Origin of the sequence: Mucilaginibacter sp. SG538B (genome assembly GCF_013376065.1) — a bacterium.
GTDB classification, from domain to species: Bacteria; Bacteroidota; Bacteroidia; order Sphingobacteriales; family Sphingobacteriaceae; genus Mucilaginibacter; species Mucilaginibacter rubeus.
On record NZ_JABMJI010000006.1, the window covers coordinates 41,250 to 57,800 of the forward strand.

Annotated in this window: 16 protein-coding genes; 6 read left to right on the top strand and 10 right to left on the bottom strand. The window is 43.0% G+C overall.

The window, feature by feature from the left end; genetic code table 11:
* Positions 1-119 precede the first annotated feature (119 nt).
* Positions 120-2,573, top strand: coding sequence for a phosphoenolpyruvate synthase (ppsA, locus tag FHW88_RS25840; RefSeq protein ID WP_176628525.1), 2,454 nt, complete (start codon positions 120-122; stop codon positions 2,571-2,573).
* 76 nt (positions 2,574-2,649) lie between these two features.
* The gene (fbp, locus tag FHW88_RS25845; RefSeq protein ID WP_176628526.1) at positions 2,650-3,696 is read left to right on the top strand and encodes a class 1 fructose-bisphosphatase; all 1,047 of its coding nucleotides are present in this window, start codon (positions 2,650-2,652) and stop codon (positions 3,694-3,696) included.
* Between the two features lie 309 nt (positions 3,697-4,005).
* Here fbp and katG read toward each other — a convergent pair whose 3' ends face one another.
* Positions 4,006-6,282: a catalase/peroxidase HPI gene (gene katG, locus FHW88_RS25850; RefSeq protein ID WP_176628527.1), complete on the bottom strand. Its 2,277-nt coding sequence runs from the start codon at positions 6,280-6,282 to the stop codon at positions 4,006-4,008.
* A gap of 793 nt (positions 6,283-7,075) precedes the next feature.
* On the opposite strand from katG, the gene FHW88_RS25855 reads away from it, so the two are divergent.
* Positions 7,076-9,031, top strand: coding sequence for a sialate O-acetylesterase (locus tag FHW88_RS25855; protein ID WP_176628528.1), 1,956 nt, complete (start codon positions 7,076-7,078; stop codon positions 9,029-9,031).
* An 84-nt stretch (positions 9,032-9,115) separates the two neighbouring features.
* Here the strand turns inward: FHW88_RS25855 and FHW88_RS25860 are convergent, their stop codons facing one another.
* Positions 9,116-9,466, bottom strand: coding sequence for a nuclear transport factor 2 family protein (locus tag FHW88_RS25860; RefSeq protein ID WP_112652862.1), 351 nt, complete (start codon positions 9,464-9,466; stop codon positions 9,116-9,118).
* A 96-nt stretch (positions 9,467-9,562) separates the two neighbouring features.
* Here FHW88_RS25860 and FHW88_RS25865 point away from each other — a divergent pair, with 96 nt between their 5' ends.
* A complete protein-coding gene (locus FHW88_RS25865) occupies positions 9,563-9,853 on the top strand; it encodes a YciI family protein (RefSeq protein ID WP_176628529.1) in 291 nt (96 codons plus the stop codon).
* Positions 9,854-9,923: 70 nt separating this feature from the next.
* Here FHW88_RS25865 and FHW88_RS25870 read toward each other — a convergent pair whose 3' ends face one another.
* The 4 genes from FHW88_RS25870 to FHW88_RS25885 all read right to left on the bottom strand — a co-directional run bounded on the left by FHW88_RS25870 (position 9,924) and on the right by FHW88_RS25885 (position 12,111).
* The gene (locus FHW88_RS25870; RefSeq protein ID WP_176628530.1) at positions 9,924-10,361 is read right to left on the bottom strand and encodes a carboxymuconolactone decarboxylase family protein; all 438 of its coding nucleotides are present in this window, start codon (positions 10,359-10,361) and stop codon (positions 9,924-9,926) included.
* Positions 10,362-10,433: 72 nt separating this feature from the next.
* Complete coding sequence (locus FHW88_RS25875) at positions 10,434-11,006, bottom strand: Crp/Fnr family transcriptional regulator (protein ID WP_090527932.1); 573 nt, start codon at positions 11,004-11,006, stop codon at positions 10,434-10,436.
* Between the two features lie 110 nt (positions 11,007-11,116).
* The gene (locus FHW88_RS25880) at positions 11,117-11,461 is read right to left on the bottom strand and encodes a hypothetical protein (protein WP_176628531.1); all 345 of its coding nucleotides are present in this window, start codon (positions 11,459-11,461) and stop codon (positions 11,117-11,119) included.
* A gap of 158 nt (positions 11,462-11,619) precedes the next feature.
* Positions 11,620-12,111 (bottom strand): hypothetical protein, encoded by a 492-nt coding sequence (locus tag FHW88_RS25885; protein WP_176628532.1) that lies wholly within the window; start codon positions 12,109-12,111, stop codon positions 11,620-11,622.
* A gap of 193 nt (positions 12,112-12,304) precedes the next feature.
* Between FHW88_RS25885 and FHW88_RS25890 the strand changes: the two genes are divergently transcribed.
* Positions 12,305-12,661, top strand: coding sequence for a nuclear transport factor 2 family protein (locus tag FHW88_RS25890; RefSeq protein ID WP_176628533.1), 357 nt, complete (start codon positions 12,305-12,307; stop codon positions 12,659-12,661).
* Between the two features lie 57 nt (positions 12,662-12,718).
* Here the strand turns inward: FHW88_RS25890 and FHW88_RS25895 are convergent, their stop codons facing one another.
* Positions 12,719-13,003: a DUF3892 domain-containing protein gene (locus FHW88_RS25895; RefSeq protein ID WP_176628534.1), complete on the bottom strand. Its 285-nt coding sequence runs from the start codon at positions 13,001-13,003 to the stop codon at positions 12,719-12,721.
* 288 nt (positions 13,004-13,291) lie between these two features.
* Here FHW88_RS25895 and FHW88_RS25900 point away from each other — a divergent pair, with 288 nt between their 5' ends.
* Complete coding sequence (locus FHW88_RS25900) at positions 13,292-13,777, top strand: DUF4268 domain-containing protein (protein WP_255485446.1); 486 nt, start codon at positions 13,292-13,294, stop codon at positions 13,775-13,777.
* A gap of 87 nt (positions 13,778-13,864) precedes the next feature.
* Here FHW88_RS25900 and FHW88_RS25905 read toward each other — a convergent pair whose 3' ends face one another.
* The 3 genes from FHW88_RS25905 to FHW88_RS25915 form a co-directional block, all read right to left on the bottom strand.
* Positions 13,865-14,254 carry a two-component system response regulator gene (locus FHW88_RS25905; protein ID WP_090527920.1) on the bottom strand — a complete coding sequence of 130 codons (390 nt, stop codon included), beginning with the start codon at positions 14,252-14,254 and terminating at the stop codon, positions 13,865-13,867.
* A gap of 114 nt (positions 14,255-14,368) precedes the next feature.
* Positions 14,369-14,971, bottom strand: a complete 603-nt coding sequence (locus tag FHW88_RS25910; RefSeq protein WP_176628535.1) for a TetR/AcrR family transcriptional regulator — start codon at positions 14,969-14,971, stop codon at positions 14,369-14,371.
* A 27-nt stretch (positions 14,972-14,998) separates the two neighbouring features.
* Complete coding sequence (locus FHW88_RS25915; RefSeq protein WP_176628536.1) at positions 14,999-16,540, bottom strand: DHA2 family efflux MFS transporter permease subunit; 1,542 nt, start codon at positions 16,538-16,540, stop codon at positions 14,999-15,001.
* Positions 16,541-16,551: the final 11 nt, after the last annotated feature.

The following is a 16,551-nucleotide window of genomic DNA, read 5'->3' on the forward strand; positions in this document are numbered from 1 at the left end:
ATAGTGATGATAAAAAATAAAAATAGCCATTATATTGTGAATATAGTATTACTTATGATGAATATTTAAGCATTGGGCAATTTGCTAAGCGGCTAACTTCGTTTTATAAAATTTTAGCCATGAAGGAAAAGAAGTTTACTATGAAACTTATTGAAGCTTCGATAAGTGACATTGAGTTAGTAGGAGGTAAAAATGCATCGCTTGGAGAAATGATGCAGAACATCTCTCAATTTGGCATTGATATTCCTGATGGGTTTATCATTACAAGTAAAGCCTATTACCAATTCATCGCAGATAACCAGCTTGATAAGCAGATCAGGGACATTATTGAAGATAAAGATGTTACCGATTTGCAGGTTCTTTTATCCTGTGGCAGTAAAATAAGAACACTTATAAAAAATGGCCGGTTTTCCACTGCTATGGAAAATGAGATTGCCGAAGCTTATAAAGAGCTATCAATTCAATATAAAGATCATTTTGTCGATGTTGCAGTCCGCTCATCGGCTACTGCTGAAGACCTGCCCGATGCATCATTTGCAGGCCAGCAAGACACTTATTTAAATATCAGGGGAGAAGAAAACCTATTAACAGCGATAAAGAATTGTTTTGCCTCATTATTTACCGACAGGGCAATCAGCTACCGGGAATCATTTAATTATGATCATTTCAATGTCGGCCTATCTGTTTGCGTTCAAAAAATGGTACGCTCTGATATTGGCGTTTCGGGGGTTGCGTTTTCGTTAGATACAGAAAGTGGTTTCAAAGATGCCGTAATCATTAACGGATCGTACGGCTTAGGCGAAATGCTGGTACAGGGATCGGTTAATCCCGACGAATTTATCGTTTATAAGCCGCTGCTTAAAAGCGGTTTCAGGCCCATCCTCGAAAAAAAATTGGGCAAAAAGCATCAAAAAATGATTTACGGAAACGCCGGGGAAGCTGCCGTAAAAATCATTGACACCCCAGTTGAGGATAGTTCAAGGTTTTGCCTGTTGGATGATCAGATCATCCAATTGAGTAATTGGGTAATTATCATTGAAGCCTATTACACCAAATTAAAAGGCAAATGGTGCCCTATGGATATTGAATGGGCGGTTGACGGGATCACCGGCAGATTGTTTATAGTACAGGCAAGGCCCGAAACTATTCACTCCCGCAAGCAGGTAAACCTGCTTACCGAATTTCGTATCAATGACCCGGACAGAGCGGACAGGATCTTGCTGAAAGGTATCGCTGTTGGCGATAAAATAGCGACAGGCAGGGTACATAATCTCTCCGGTATTGGTAAGCAAAATATCCACGAAATCAACTTTTTGCCCGGCGATATCATGGTTACTGATATGACCGACCCTGACTGGGAACCGGTAATGAAAAAAGCATCGGCCATCATCACCAATAAAGGTGGCCGAACCTGCCATGCCGCCATTGTTGCCCGCGAGTTAGGCGTTCCGGCAATAGTTGGCTGCGAATGCGCTACCACTATCCTAAAAACCGGTGATGAAATAACCGCTTCATGCGCCGAAGGAGATGCAGGAATTATTTACAGCGGCATAGTAGCATTTAGTAAGCGGGAACATGATCTTAATGACCTGCCTGAAATTGAAACCCCGCTGATGATGAATATCGGATCGCCTGAAATAGCATTTAATTATGCGCATTATCCCGGAAAAGGCGTAGGGCTTGCCAGGGAAGAATTTATCATCAATAACTACATAAAAATTCACCCGTTGGCCCTCCTCGAGCACAGGGGCCTGAATGATGCCTCATTAACAGCCCATATTGAGGAGGCTATGCTGGGTTATAATAGCGAAGAGGAATTTTTCATTGAAAAATTATCGTATGGGGTAGCTAAGATAGCCGCTGCATTTTATCCTAATAAAGTAATTGTACGTTTCTCGGATTTTAAAACCAATGAATACTATAATATGCCCGGCGGCAAGTATTTCGAACCGAATGAGGAAAATCCAATGATCGGTTGGAGGGGAGCATCCAGGTACTATTCTAAAGTATATAAAGATGCTTTTGGGATGGAATGTAAAGCTATTAAGAAGGTACGCGAAATGATGGGCCTTGATAATGTTGTGGTGATGATCCCTTTTTGCCGCACAGTGAATGAACTTTCATTGGTATACGAAACCATGAACGAGTATGGCCTGAAACGCGGGGAAAACGGGCTTGAAGTTTATCTGATGGCCGAAGTTCCGTCGAACGTGATCCTGGCCGAACAATTTGCCGATCATGTAGATGGTTTTTCAATTGGCTCTAACGACCTCACCCAGCTTGTACTGGGGCTCGACCGTGATTCGTCTTTAGTGGCGGGCTTATACAACGAGCGTAATGATGCGGTAAAGTTCATGATCTCATCGTTAATAAAAACTGCAAAGAAAAAAGGCGTGAAAGTGGGAATCTGCGGGCAGGGGCCATCAGATTATCCTGATTTTGCCCAGTTCCTGGTAGAAGAAGGGATTGACAGCATCTCCGTTACTCCCGACTCATTTTTTAAAACCGTAATGGCTATCAGGAAAATAGAGGATGAGATTGAAGCGGCTAAACGGCTCTGCCTATCTGCCTGACACGAACGATTTATTAACTAATGCTAAAGCCGCTACTCAATCCGGGTAGCGGTACTAATATTAAAATTTTATTTATATGAAAGCGGTAAAAACTTTAGGCCAGTTTATCATTGAAAAACAAGCAGAATTTCCATACGCCAAAGGCGAACTTTCAAGGCTGCTGAGAGATATAGGTATTGCGGCAAAGATTGTTAACAGGGAAGTTAACAGGGCTGGATTAGCTGACCTGACCCATGATAACGGTTCGGTAAACGTACAGGGAGAAAGCCAGAAAAAACTGGATATTTTTGCCAATGAACAGTTTATTTCGGCCTTACAGCACGGCGGCGAATGTTGTATTGTAGTATCGGAAGAAAGCGATGAATATATTGACATTGACAGCGAGATCTCCAAACACGCTAAATATATTGTAGCGATAGATCCCCTGGATGGCTCCTCTAACATAGATGTAAATGTAAGCGTGGGTTCCATTTTTTCTATCTACCGCAGAAAAACAACAGATGGGCGGGCGTCTATTAAGGATGTTTTGCAAAGGGGATCGGAGCAGGTGGCAGCAGGGTACGTAATTTATGGTTCATCAACCATGTTGGTTTACACTACAGGGAAAGGGGTGAATGGTTTCACCTTAGACCCCTCACTCGGTGAGTTTTGCCTCTCGCATCCCAAAATGCAAATCCCTGATGATGGGGTAATTTACTCTATAAATGAAGGCTATTATTCTCATTTCCCTGACGGTGTAAAAAAATATATCAAATATTGCCAGGTTGAAGATGTTTCAACAAACAGGCCGTTTAAGGCAAGATACATCGGATCCATGGTGGCCGACCTGCATAGGAATATGATTAAAGGCGGAATCTTTATTTACCCGGCAAATGCAAGCGATCCGAAAGGGAAACTGCGTTTAATTTACGAGTGCAACCCTATGGCTTTCATCATTGAACAGGCCGGGGGAAGAGCCAGTAACGGGTACCAACGCATTTTAGATCTTGATGTTACCGAACTGCACCAGCGTACTGGCATCTTCATTGGCTCAAAAAAGATGGTGGCTAAAGCTGAAGAAATGATGAGGCGCTTTTCGCCAATTACAACTAATGTTGACTATAGTTATATGGAATTAATATAAGAAAGCTAAAAGCAGAAAGCACAATGCTAAAAGCTGTAAATTGATTTAAAGACAAACCGGGGGAGCGGGGGCGCTATTTAAGTTTACCCGGATTTTTAATTAAAACACTGTGGGCTATTATTTTACATGTATTACATGTGAATAATAGCCCAACAGTTGTATTCATAAATGACATTAGGTGTAGAGGGCCTGTCATCCTGAGCCTGTCGAAGGACTGGCGCAGAGGCCCTACCCGCTATGCTTCGACTGGCTCAGCATGACACCCATTTTTTTTCAACACTGTATTTGTTTACAGCGTTGACGTTGATATTAAGCCAGATCAAACCTGTCAAGGTTCATTACCTTGGTCCAGGCAGCTACAAAATCTTTTACAAATTTGTCTTGTCCGTCGGCGCTTCCGTATACTTCGGCAATAGCTCTTAGTTCGGCATTGGAGCCAAACACAAGGTCGGCGCGGGTTGCTGTCCATTTTATTGCACCAGTAGCACGGTCGCTGCCTTCGTAAAGTTCTCTATCGGCAGCTGTGGCTTTCCAGGCAGTGCCCATATCAAGCAGGTTTACAAAAAAATCGTTGCTAAGCACACCTTCGCGCGCGGTGAATACGCCGTGTTTCGATCCGTCAAAATTAATGTTCAATACACGCAGACCGCCTAACAATACGGTTAACTCAGGAGCGGTCAGGGTGAGTAGGTGCGCTTTATCAATCAGCAATTCTTCGGTAGAAACAGGATGTTTTGTTTTACGATAATTGCGGAATCCATCGGCTGCCGGCTCAAGGTAACCGAATGACTCTACATCAGTTTCCTCCTGCGAAGCATCGGTACGGCCCGGAGTGAACGGAACGGCGATAGCATGCCCGCCATCTTTAGCAGCTTTTTCAATAGCGGCGCTTCCTGCCAGCGCAATCAAATCGGCCAGTGAAACTTTTTTGCCGTCGGTTTGAGCATTATTGAAATCTTTTTGGATCCCTTCAAGCACGTTCAACACTTTTTGTAATTGTGTAGGATTATTTACCTGCCAGTACCTTTGCGGGGCCAGGCGAATGCGGCCGCCATTTATACCACCGCGTTTATCGGTCCCGCGGAAAGTAGAGGCAGCAGCCCATGTTGTTGAAACCAATTCAGATATGCTTAAGCCAGATGCCAATATTTTCGCCTTTAAAGCAGCAACGTCGCTTTCAACTATCGTTGCGTAATCGGCAGCCGGGATAGGATCTTGCCAAAGCAGTACTTCTTCAGGCACATCGGCACCCAGGTAACGGACCCTTGGCCCCATATCGCGGTGTGTTAATTTATACCATGCGCGTGCAAAGGCATCCGCAAACTGATCAGGGTTTTCCAGGAATCGCCTTGATATCTTTTCATATGCAGGATCAAACCTTAAAGAAAGATCGGTGGTGAGCATGGTTGGTAAATGCTTTTTCGAAGCATCATAAGCATCGGGGATGATAGCTTCCGCGTTTTTAGCTACCCATTGGTGCGCGCCGGCCGGACTTTTGGTTAATTCCCATTCAAAGCCAAACAGGTTTTCGAAAAAGTTATTGCTCCATTTGGTAGGGGTTGTAGTCCAGGTTACTTCCAGGCCGCTGGTAATAGTATCAGCACCTTTGCCTGAGCCATAACCGTTATGCCAGCCAAAGCCCTGTGCGCCAATGTCAGAAGCTTCGGGCTCTTTCCCCACATTATCTGCAGATGCAGCACCGTGGGTTTTGCCAAAAGTGTGGCCGCCTGCAATTAACGCAACGGTTTCTTCATCATTCATCGCCATCCGGCCGAAGGTATCCCGGATATCTTTAGCTGCCATGATAGGATCAGGATTGCCATCGGGGCCTTCAGGGTTTACATAAATCAGGCCCATTTGTACGGCTGCAAGCGGTTTTTCGAGGTTTCGTGTATGAATATCGCCATCGGCATCATCATCTGATACCAGTACACCATGACCTTCCTGCACACCCGGCGAACCATGTGCGTAACGGATATCGCCGCCCAGCCAGGTAGTTTCTGAACCCCAGTATACCGATTCATCTGCTTCCCAGGCATCCTCGCGGCCGCCGGCAAAGCCAAAGGTTTTAAAACCCATTGATTCAAGTGCTATGTTTCCTGTAAGGATCATCAGATCGGCCCATGAAATTTTGCGGCCATATTTTTGTTTAATAGGCCAAAGCAGCCTGCGGGCTTTATCAAGGCTTACGTTATCGGGCCAACTGTTAAGCGGCGCAAAACGTTGCAAGCCTGCTCCGGCACCTCCGCGACCATCACCTACACGATAGGTGCCGGCACTGTGCCAGGCCATGCGGATAAACAAGCCGCCATAGTGGCCAAAATCTGCCGGCCACCAATCCTGTGAATCGGTCATAAGCGCGTGCAGATCTTTTTTTACAGCTTCAAGGTCGAGGCTTTTAAAGGCTTCAGCATAATTAAAATCTTCATCCATAGGGTTTGATAGTGAAGAGTTCTGCCGAAGGATATTAAGCTTTAGCTGGTTAGGCCACCAATTGTGGTTGCGTGTACCGCCGCCGCCAACATTGTGCTTCATTGTACCGTTGTGAAACGGGCATTTACTGATGTCATTTGATCCGTTTTCCATAATTATAGTTATAAATTGAATAGACTGCTTAAACCGTCGTTAGGTATTAAGTTTTATAAAAGTAGGATGTTAATAGCAACAATCACAATCAATTAATTCTATAAGCGGATAGCTAAAAGCTATAACATAGTTCAGATGGCCGGGCTTTTAAAATGGTAAAAAGATGTGTTATATCCGCCAAATTGTATGTGCCGGGAATTGTAGTTTTAATCTTTTGTTAATTAGCATGTAAAAAAAAATACCTTTTTAACATGCTAATTAATCTTTTTATTAACGAAATGTTTAGTTTTGCATCAACCCTAAACTTATCAGTATTGAAAAAAATATCCTATCCTGTAACAATAACCCTATCAAGGTCGTCTTCTTGAAATATGAAGATGTTAACGGCTGTGTCCGGTTGATTGGATTAACGATGTGTTTTTGCTGAAAAATTTACGGTATAATTTAAACATACCAGGCAGCGTTTAATACTGCCTAACGATATTCCCGATAGTTCTTTAATGAGTATTTTCATTGTAAAATACAGTTTTAGTTAAAAAAACAATGTGTTAGCCAGGGATAGCACATTGTTTATTCGCCTTCCGGGCCAGCTCATTTTATCCAGGCACTTTCTCCCATTATTCTTCGAAACTTATAAATGCAAATTCCTTACTGACCATTGATATGCTGCATTCGTTAGCCTTACAGAAATGAATTGTTTATTAAATGTTGCCAGGACGTTTTTTAATTTGTCGGTTACACTTAACTTAGGGCCAGTCAATTCGTCAATAATTACCGTATTAAACCTAAATTAATGAACCTTAAAAAGTGTTTATCCATACTAATCGGAAGTGTATTGCTTAATGCCGGTGCATTTGCCAAAGTGATCATGCCGGGTGTTTTTAGCGATAACATGGTTTTACAGCAAAAAACCATGGCTCGGGTTTGGGGCAAGGCGAATGCGGGTAAAACAGTAACCATTACCTCTTCATGGAACAATAAAACCTATACAACCATTGCCGATGCTGATGGTAACTGGAAAACGAAGATCAAGACGCCATCGTACGGAGGGCCTTACCAGGTAACTATAACCGACGGCAGCGACCCGGTGGTTTTAAATAATGTACTGATAGGAGAGGTATGGATTTGCTCGGGCCAGTCGAACATGGAAATGCCCGTGGCCGGTTGGGGCCAGGTAAATAACTATAAAGAAGAAATAGCCAACGCAAATTATCCGGAGATCCGTTTGTTACAGGTATCGCAGGCAACGAGCCTTACCCCGCAAACCAATATTAAAGTTGCCAATAACGGCTGGATGGTATGCTCACCTCAAACTATCGGCGAATTTTCGTCGGTAGCTTATTTTTTTGCCAGGGAGATCAATAAACAGGTTAAAATTCCTATCGGCCTCATCAGTTCAAACTGGGGGGGTACTATGATCGAAGCCTGGAGCGATGAAAACACGCTTACTAATAACCCGGTTTTCAGCGCACAGATCAAACAGCAGCAGGAATCTGCTAAAACAGAAACGCCATTAACCTTTGCACAAAAAATGGATGCTTGGAACAAACTTGCCGCCGCTGCTGATTGGGGGTATACCAATAATAACGCGTTTAATCCTGATACTGCCGGCTGGCGGAGCATGTTGCTGCCCCAGTTTTTTGAAAAAGGCGCTTTAGGAGATTTCGATGGCGTTGTTTGGTTCCGTAAAAAGATCATCATTCCTGCAGCCTGGGCCGGGCAGGATGTAAAGATTAGCCTGGGTAAGATAGATGATAATGAAATAACATTTTTTAACGGTGAAAAGATAGGCGCTACGGATGGTTACACACAGTCGCGTAATTACATTATTCCTACTGCAAAGGTAAAGGCCGGGGAGTCGGTGATCACCGTGCGGGTTTTTGACAGCGGTGGCGGTGGCGGTCTGTACGGCGCCGATGAAATGCAATTGGTATCAGCATCGGGTGAAAAGATCTCCTTAGCCGGTACCTGGGATTATAAAGTTGGTTTTAATATAAAAAGCCTGCCGCCAATGCCTGTTGCCAATAACCCGAACCGGTTGGCTGTGTTGTATAATGCGATGATCAATCCGCTTACACCTATGGCTATCCGTGGTGCTATCTGGTACCAGGGCGAAGCCAATACAGGCAGGTCGGGCCAGTATAAAGAATTATTTGAGGGCATGATAAACGGCTGGCGCACCATTTGGAACGAGGGCAATTTTCCGTTTTATTTTGTACAGTTAGCTAACTGGCAAAAACGTGAAGCCGACCCCGTTGCATCAGGATGGGCAGAGTTGCGGGAGGCTCAAACCCAAACACTTGAACTGCCTAACACTGGCATGGCCGTAGCTGCCGATCTGGGCGAAGCTGATAATATCCACCCAAAAAATAAACAGGAAGTTGGCCGGAGGCTGGCATTGGTCGCGCTTGATAAAACCTATCATAAAAAACAGCCCTATTCCGGGCCGATGTACAAATCACAAAAAATCGAGGGTGATAAAATTGAATTAAGCTTTAATTATACCGATGGCGGTTTAAAAGCACAGGGAGGCGACAATATGCAGGGTTTTGCCATAGCCGGTGAAGATATGAAGTTTCATTGGGCTACCGCTGTTATAAAAGGCGATAAGGTTATAGTGAGCAGCCCGGATGTTACAAACCCGGTTGCCGTAAGGTACGCCTGGGCCAATAACCCGGTAAGTTCGTTGTACAATGGCGTCGGATTACCGGCTTCGCCTTTCCGCACGGATAATTGGGCAGGGAAGTAAATAACAGAGTATAACGTAACCATCTTCTAAAATCCAGACTTACGAAGTTTCTAAAATTTCGTAAGTCTTCAACTGTTCTATTACTTACAACAATGGTCTCGGATCAAATATTACCCTGATGGAGTTTATCTTACCATCAACCACATGATACCACCCGCAGCTGAATATGGTGGCGCGGTCCATATCAATATCATAAAAGATACATACATCATCGCCATCGCTAAACACACGTTTAATATCATATTTTAGCTTCATGTGCTGCATATCAGTAAAATAGGCATCGGCACCGTCGCGCTGGCCAAGTACGCCTACAAATTTCAAGTCGTCTGCCACGCAATTGCGGGCCTCTGCAAAATTTTCTTCGTTTAATGCTTTTATGAAGGAAAGCACCACGTCATTGGCGCTGCCAACTGTTGCACCTGCTTCTGTTGTCATAGGAATGGTTATTTAAGGTTACAAAATGATTTAATATAACCATCAATAATTATTCCCTTACTTATCCATTCAGTAATAATTCTTAAATTTATTAGGATGAAAAAGCATTTCGTAATTAAACTCACCGGCAACCGCCCAACGTTTCCTAACGATATGACCGATGACGAACGCGTTATTATGCAAGCTCATTCCGAATATCTGAAAGGGAAAATGAAAGAAGGCTTGGTGCTTATTTTTGGCCCGGTTTTCGATCCGAAAGGTGTTTATGGCCTTGGTATCCTGGCTGTTGATGAGGAAGCTCAGGTGCACGAAATTATCGCCAATGACCCCGCTAATGTTTTAGGTACCTATGAAGTGGCGTTGATGATGGCCTGGATATCGGCTTAGTTTTAAGTTAACAAGAAAGCCGCCCGGTAATACAGGCGGCTTAAAATCAAAACAACAAAATTAAAAAGGATTAATCGAGCGGCGGCTGAAGATGGGTAGTTACACCAATACGGTTCCAGGCATTGATGGTGATGATAGCCATGATCACTTGCGATAAATACTTTTCGTCAAATAATTCTGCGGCTTTTTTATAAGTTTCGTCAGATACTCGGCCGGTGATCAGGGTTACTTCTTCAGTAAGGGCTAATATTGCACGTTCCTGCTCATCAAAAAGAGGTGATTCGTGCCATACGCTGATGTTATAAATACGACGCTCTGTTTCGCCGGCTTTGCGGGCATCGGCAGTGTGCATATCCACGCAGTAGGCACACCCATTAATTTGTGAAGCGCGGATCTTGATCAGGTCTTTATGACGGGTGGTTAACTCAGTGCTTTCAATGTATTTTTCAAGGGCAAACATGGCCCTGTATGCAGCCGGTTCGGCGATGTTGATTTTTAAGCGATTCATGTTTTTTTCTTTTTTGTTAATACAAAATTGGGGATAAACATGGCCTCAAAAAATGAACTGAGTTTAAGAAAATCAGATTTTTTTAGCCCTGAGCCGGCTCAAAAACTGCGGGGTAAAGCCTAAATAGGATGCCAGCATGTATTGGGGCACCCGCTGAACAAAAGCTGGAAACAAACCGGTGAAATGGCGATAACGCTCCTCATCGTTTTGATTAAAGATATAACCTATGCGGCGCTGTGATGCAATGAAAGCTTTTTGCATCATGATCCGGAAATAACCTTCCATCTGCGGAACCGCTTCAAATAATGCTATACGGTTCTTTTCGGTAAGCAACAGCATTTCTGAAGCTTCGATGGTTTGAATGTAAGTAGTAGCCGGCTGATGGTTGAGCAAACTATCCTGATCGGCAATCCACCAATTTTCCAAGCCAAACTGGATGATCTGCTCATTAAGTTTATTGTTAACAAAGTACTGCCTTACAAGCCCTTTGAGTACAAAATAATTACCTGCACAATGTTTGCCCGGTTCTAAAATGAGCTCTTTCTTTTTAAACTTCTTTAATTCAAAATGCCGGCAAATAGTTTCCTCGTCGGCCAGTGACAACTGAACATATCGTTTAACATGGCTGATTAGTTCGGGATACATAGATCAGGTATGAATTAGCAGGAGCAAATTTGTCAAATTAGGTTGAATTGCGCGAATTAAACTTATATCTCATAAAAAATAAATGCTATTTATATAAAAGCCCCCATTATTTATGCGCTGATATGTTTCCATATCGTCCAATGTTCATTGGCTAAATTTCTAATCTGATGCTGAACTATAGACAGCTTTAGTTCTTGATAGTTTTTGTGGTAATAGGTTGATAGTTTCGCTACCTTTTCATCGCCTGCAATCAGGTATAGATATTCGTTCGCATTTTTCTTGCCAGATATCGAATAGGTCAAAAAACCTTCTATATCGCTTATTTTATAAACTTTTTTTAAGCCAAATCCAAACCAGCGAACCCTGATTACTGTGTCACCATCAATAACTATTTTATGGGCTTTATGATTTAGTTGATACCCTATCAAACTACAGATAGTCCAAATAAATATCATATAAGGAAATATTAGGAAATGAAGGGGCTTACCATGAGCAAAAAAATATCGAAATTAATGAAAATAAAAAAAACTATCAGGCAGTTCAAAAACAGGCACATCAGTATAAGGAATTTAGGCCAAAATTTGAACTTGGATCTCATTTGTCTAATACATCATCAATAAACTTTACCTGTACCATCAAGTTCTGCCTTTTCCTCATACCCTAAATTTAAATCATCTTCAATTTTTTGCTTTGTCGGGCGCAAATAAATAAAGTATGCTATGATAGCCCCGGATATACCCAAAAAGATCAAATTACCGGTTAGCATGAAGCTCACAATAGCAAAAAGGGAAGGCCCCTCTAATAAAGCAAACCTCACGATCAAGGCAGATTGATAAGCAGCGAGTTTAGTCTTCAATGGACTTTGGCCGTCAATTTTATTCACCAATGTTTTAAATAATATGTTGCTTACGGCAAGACCAGTAAAGGCCATTATGGGTGCAACATAAATGAACACGTTATCACGCTGCCCAGTAGTTGTTTTGTTAGTTATCATGAAAGTTACTGCGGCAAACATAATTTGTCCGGCTATCAGAGCCAGGTGGATTATCGATATAGTTTTCAGGAAGGTATTGGGGCTTTGAACTACCGGCTGTTTATTGATCATGTTAAGGTTGGTTATCTTGAGGCAATATAAATAATAGAAATGATTTGAAGGTTATTTGTGATGGAATAATATCAATTGAAGAATTGTACTTTTTGAATCATATAAGTCATATAGCACCCCGATAATGGCATTTTTACCCCCTCTTGCCCGGCCGCATTAGGCCTAGCTTTATCTTAAACAAAATCAAACTATCATGACAACTAAAGAAATTGTACAGCAGGTTATCGACGCTTTTGATAATAATGACGTTGAAAAGATCTTAAGTTTTTTTGCCGACGACGTAAAATGGACTATGAAAGGCTCATCTGTAACTATTATGAACGAGAAGAATGAAGTGGAGCAATTTTTAGGCGGAATGGAAGACGTGAAAATGGTGTCATCAACCAAGGAGCATATTATTGTGGACGGCAACACTGCGGCTGTCGATGGCCTTGTTCGGTGCAAAGACAAAGATGGCAAAGACATGGCTATGTACTATGCGGATATATATGAACTTGAAAATGACAAGGTAAAAAAAATTACCTCGTACATAGTTGACAAAAAGGAATAGATTGTTTTTGAGGTGAAAGGAAAAAGGTTAAAGGTGAAAGGTTTTGACTTCTGCGACCTAAACTTCTTCGAGCGTTAGCAGGTTATCGATACCCGACTTATCTGCTAACGACTTAAGGTGTTTTTTGCCGTTTTCGGGTTTTACTATAGTAAGATAGGTTTTGCCCCGCTCGGTGCTTACATAAAAAGCCTGGCTGTTGACTTCGATACGGGCTATGGCTTCGGCAACGGAGATCACTACTCTTGGCCTGTCTAACGATTCATAATAACCGATGTGGGTTATTTGGTCATGTGTGCTTGATGCTTTGGGTTTATCAATACAGTTTACCTGGTAGCTTGCCATAAAATATTAGTGTGGTAATTGTAAAGATATGGTTTAATAAGTAATAAGAAGGTTAGAAGAAAGTCATTAAAAGCGTTATGCTTGGGGTGTCAGCGTGCGTCTTTCGAAGGTCACACGCGAAAAGATTAAAATTGGGTGTCATGCTGAGCCTGTCGAAGCATGGTGGGCAAGGCCTCTGCGCACGAGTCTTCGACAGGCTCAGACTGACAGCTCTTCCTTTGTTATATCGCCTTCAACGTTCACCCTGTTTCAAACTCAGGATGGCGGTTTATTTTAAAAACCTTACTTTTGCCCCTCATCAATCCCGGTAAATTGTACTCAAAAGAGCAGGCAACTCAACTAAAACAGGCGTTCTGGACAGCGTTTGGGCAATACCTCAAACCCCAGCTTTCGGCCGATGGCTTGCGCACTAACTGGGTTAACTATAAAACGGGCATTAAGCACCTGTACTTTAAAATGGAGGCCGATAAAAGATCTGCTTTTATCGCTATTGAAATGAGTCATCCCGATGCTGATATCCAACAATTGATGTTTGATCAGTTTGTTGAGCTAAAGAATGTCCTAAACAGCCAGCTTGAGGAAGAATGGGACTGGGAGTTGCATACTACCGATGAGTATGGTAAAACAGTGAGCCGCATTATTAAAACCCTACCCGGCGTAAGTGTATTTAACCAGCAGGACTGGCCCGCGCTGATCTCTTTCTTTAAACCAAGAATTATCGCGCTTGATGAGTTTTGGAGCATAGCGCAGTATAGTTTTGATTTGTTCAGGTAGATCGAATAAATTTCCTGAACGGATATGGTGAAAAACTTACGAAGTTTTTAAAACTTCGTAAGTTTAAGAGTGCAATAAGAAAAATCTTTAAACCATGTGTGCCACATCATCACCGGCTGCCAAAAAGCAATGGTTAACTGTGTCGATAACATCGCTCAAATTAAAAGGCTTGGCAATAAAAGCATCGGAACCATAGCTGCCTAATGATTCCAGCACACGCGGGTAGGCCGATACCATCACCACCGGGATATGCGCCGTGGCCGGGTTTGTTTTTAGCATGTGGCAAAGTTCGCCACCGTTTATACCGAACAAAATGTAATCCAAAATTACAAGGTCGGCGTTAGCTGATAGGGCCGCCTTGCATATGTCATCAGTATAGTTCAGTACCTCAACTTCATAGTGCTCCATTTCCAGAGCTTCTTTCATCACTTCCAAAATATCCTCGCTATCATCGAGGATCAAGATCTTTTTTGACATAATTAATAATTGGTAAAGAAGATAACAGGGGGAGTGTTTCTTTTGTTTTCAAAGTTATATCCAATTATTGTAACAATCAAGTAACAACCTGTAGCTCTAAGATATTGTTATTATTTACAGCTTCAGGTTATCTACGAGGTTATGAACAGATGCCAAAACGATATCCAAATTTGCAGGAGAATCTGTCACTTTCGAGATCATGATGCCGCCCTCAATAAGCGCTATCATGCTTAAGGCAGTTTCTGTAATGTTAATGTCGGCCTTGAGTTCACCGGCCTCTATACCTGCTTTGATGAGGTTTTCGATGCCCGTTTTCCAACGGATCACCGCCCTGGCGGCTTTATCTTTCAGCAATGGGTTGGTGTCGTCGGCATCAACAGCAGTATTCAGAATAGGGCATCCGCCGGGAATAAAATCACCCCGCGTAAAACTGTGGTATACCTGGGCATAAACCAATAATTTGTCATGGTAGCTGGTGGCCCGCTGAATCCGCTCCTGGATCTGTTTGCGCACCTTGCCCGAGTTATATTCAAATACTTCGGCAGCTACTTCTTCCTTATTTTTAAAGTTACCGTAAATACTGCCCTTGGTGAGCCCAGTAGCCTCGGTAAGATCGGAAAGAGATGTACCGGCATACCCCTTTTTATTGAACACGGGTGAGGTACGCTCAATAATGAATTGACGTGTACGTTCGGCTTTTGACAATTCGTTTTCCATATTACAAATATACCAATTGGTATTTAATTAGTGGTCATTTATGATAACAACAGGGCGGGCTTGTTTTTTACGGTTGATAACAAGGAACAAGAGCGGCATAGCCAGAAAAAATATCAAACCCGAAAACAGGTAGGCATCCAGATAGCTTAATAAAAATGATTGTCTGTTAATGGTGCTGTCAATAACTGCTATAGCTTTATTATGCGCGTCAAATGATGAAAAACCCCGGCTGCTGAAATAATTGCTAAGCTTGGCTATCCGTGCCGTAGTTTGATCGTTGAAAATATTAATATTCGATAATAGGTCATTGCGGTGTAATCCGAAACGTTGGGCTACATAGGTATTGATTACGGCGATGCCAAATGAGCCACCTAACTGCCGCATCATGTTATTTAAAGCAGTCCCCTGTGGAATGTCTTTAGGTTCGAGCCCCGATACAGCCAAAGCGGTAAGGGGTACGGTCAATAAGGCAATACCCATGGCACGGTAAATAAGCGGACCAACCAAATCGCCAGGTGCTGCCTCCAGGTTCATGCGCGACATTTGCCAGGTAAAGGTGATAAAGATGATGAAACCGGCGGTGATAATAATTAATGGCGATACGCCTTTTTTTAACAATGTGGCCGAAAATAACAAGCCCACAATGGCCAGTACCGCACCCGGTAACAGAATAAGCCCCGTAATGGTTGGCGGGAACAGCAGCACCCTTTGGGCAAGAACAGGCGTAAGGAATACAGACGTAAACAGGCCAAAACCAGTCACAAACGTCAATATAGCCGCTACCGCGAGCGACTTGCTTCGCAACACCCTAAGATCGATAACAGGGTTAGGCGTTGTGAGCTCCCACCAAATGAAAGTACTGAGACTGATGACAGCTATTATAGTAAGCACGATGATATAACCTGCCGAAAACCAGTCGTCCGTTTCGCCGCGTTCCAATACGGTTTGGAGGGAGCCTATGCCGATGACGAGCAGGAGAATGCCCCACCAGTCTACACTTTTTACTTTGGCTTTGATCTCCGGTTCAGTGACCAGCAATAAACTGGATATAGTTACAGCAATACCGATAGGGATGTTGATGTAAAAGATCCATGGCCAACTATAATTTTCGGTAATGAAGCCACCCAATGTTGGCCCGATGGTCGGGCCTAAAAACACACCCACGCCAAACAGCGCGCTGGCTATGCCCACGCGTTCCTTGCCGTAAACCTCAAATACAATAGCCTGAGATACTGATAACAGCGCGCCGCCACCGATGCCCTGCAAAAAGCGAAAAGCAACCAGTGTCCATATGTTTGACGATAGTCCGCACATAGCCGAAAAGAAAGTAAACGCGATGATTGAACCGATATAATAATTACGACGGCCAAGCTTGGTGGTTAAAAAGCTGGTCATCGGTATTACGATGATGTTGGCAATGGCATAAGCTGTAATAACCCAGGAAGTATCTTCGAGCGTAGCGCCAAGGTTACCGCTCATGTGCGAGAGGGCAACATTTACTATTGAGGTATCTATCAGTTCCATGATAGCAGCGGCTATAACGGTAATGATAAGGATGCTTTTTTTCATTGAAATATGAA

Excerpts from the sequence above, each read along its gene's own strand:
- FHW88_RS25910 (WP_176628535.1), bottom strand. The coding sequence starts at position 14,971 with ATGGAAAACGAATTGTCAAAAGCCGAACGTACACGTCAATTCATTATT.
- FHW88_RS25890 (WP_176628533.1), top strand. The coding sequence starts at position 12,305 with ATGACAACTAAAGAAATTGTACAGCAGGTTATCGACGCTTTTGATAAT.
- FHW88_RS25895 (WP_176628534.1), bottom strand. The coding sequence starts at position 13,003 with ATGGCAAGCTACCAGGTAAACTGTATTGATAAACCCAAAGCATCAAGC.
- katG (WP_176628527.1), bottom strand. The coding sequence starts at position 6,282 with ATGGAAAACGGATCAAATGACATCAGTAAATGCCCGTTTCACAACGGT.
- FHW88_RS25855 (WP_176628528.1), top strand. The coding sequence starts at position 7,076 with ATGAACCTTAAAAAGTGTTTATCCATACTAATCGGAAGTGTATTGCTT.
- FHW88_RS25875 (WP_090527932.1), bottom strand. The coding sequence starts at position 11,006 with ATGTATCCCGAACTAATCAGCCATGTTAAACGATATGTTCAGTTGTCA.
- fbp (WP_176628526.1), top strand. The coding sequence starts at position 2,650 with ATGAAAGCGGTAAAAACTTTAGGCCAGTTTATCATTGAAAAACAAGCA.
- FHW88_RS25915 (WP_176628536.1), bottom strand. The coding sequence starts at position 16,540 with ATGAAAAAAAGCATCCTTATCATTACCGTTATAGCCGCTGCTATCATG.
- FHW88_RS25865 (WP_176628529.1), top strand. The coding sequence starts at position 9,563 with ATGAAAAAGCATTTCGTAATTAAACTCACCGGCAACCGCCCAACGTTT.
- ppsA (WP_176628525.1), top strand. The coding sequence starts at position 120 with ATGAAGGAAAAGAAGTTTACTATGAAACTTATTGAAGCTTCGATAAGT.
- FHW88_RS25885 (WP_176628532.1), bottom strand. The coding sequence starts at position 12,111 with ATGATCAATAAACAGCCGGTAGTTCAAAGCCCCAATACCTTCCTGAAA.
- FHW88_RS25905 (WP_090527920.1), bottom strand. The coding sequence starts at position 14,254 with ATGTCAAAAAAGATCTTGATCCTCGATGATAGCGAGGATATTTTGGAA.
- FHW88_RS25870 (WP_176628530.1), bottom strand. The coding sequence starts at position 10,361 with ATGAATCGCTTAAAAATCAACATCGCCGAACCGGCTGCATACAGGGCC.
- FHW88_RS25880 (WP_176628531.1), bottom strand. The coding sequence starts at position 11,461 with ATGATATTTATTTGGACTATCTGTAGTTTGATAGGGTATCAACTAAAT.
- FHW88_RS25860 (WP_112652862.1), bottom strand. The coding sequence starts at position 9,466 with ATGACAACAGAAGCAGGTGCAACAGTTGGCAGCGCCAATGACGTGGTG.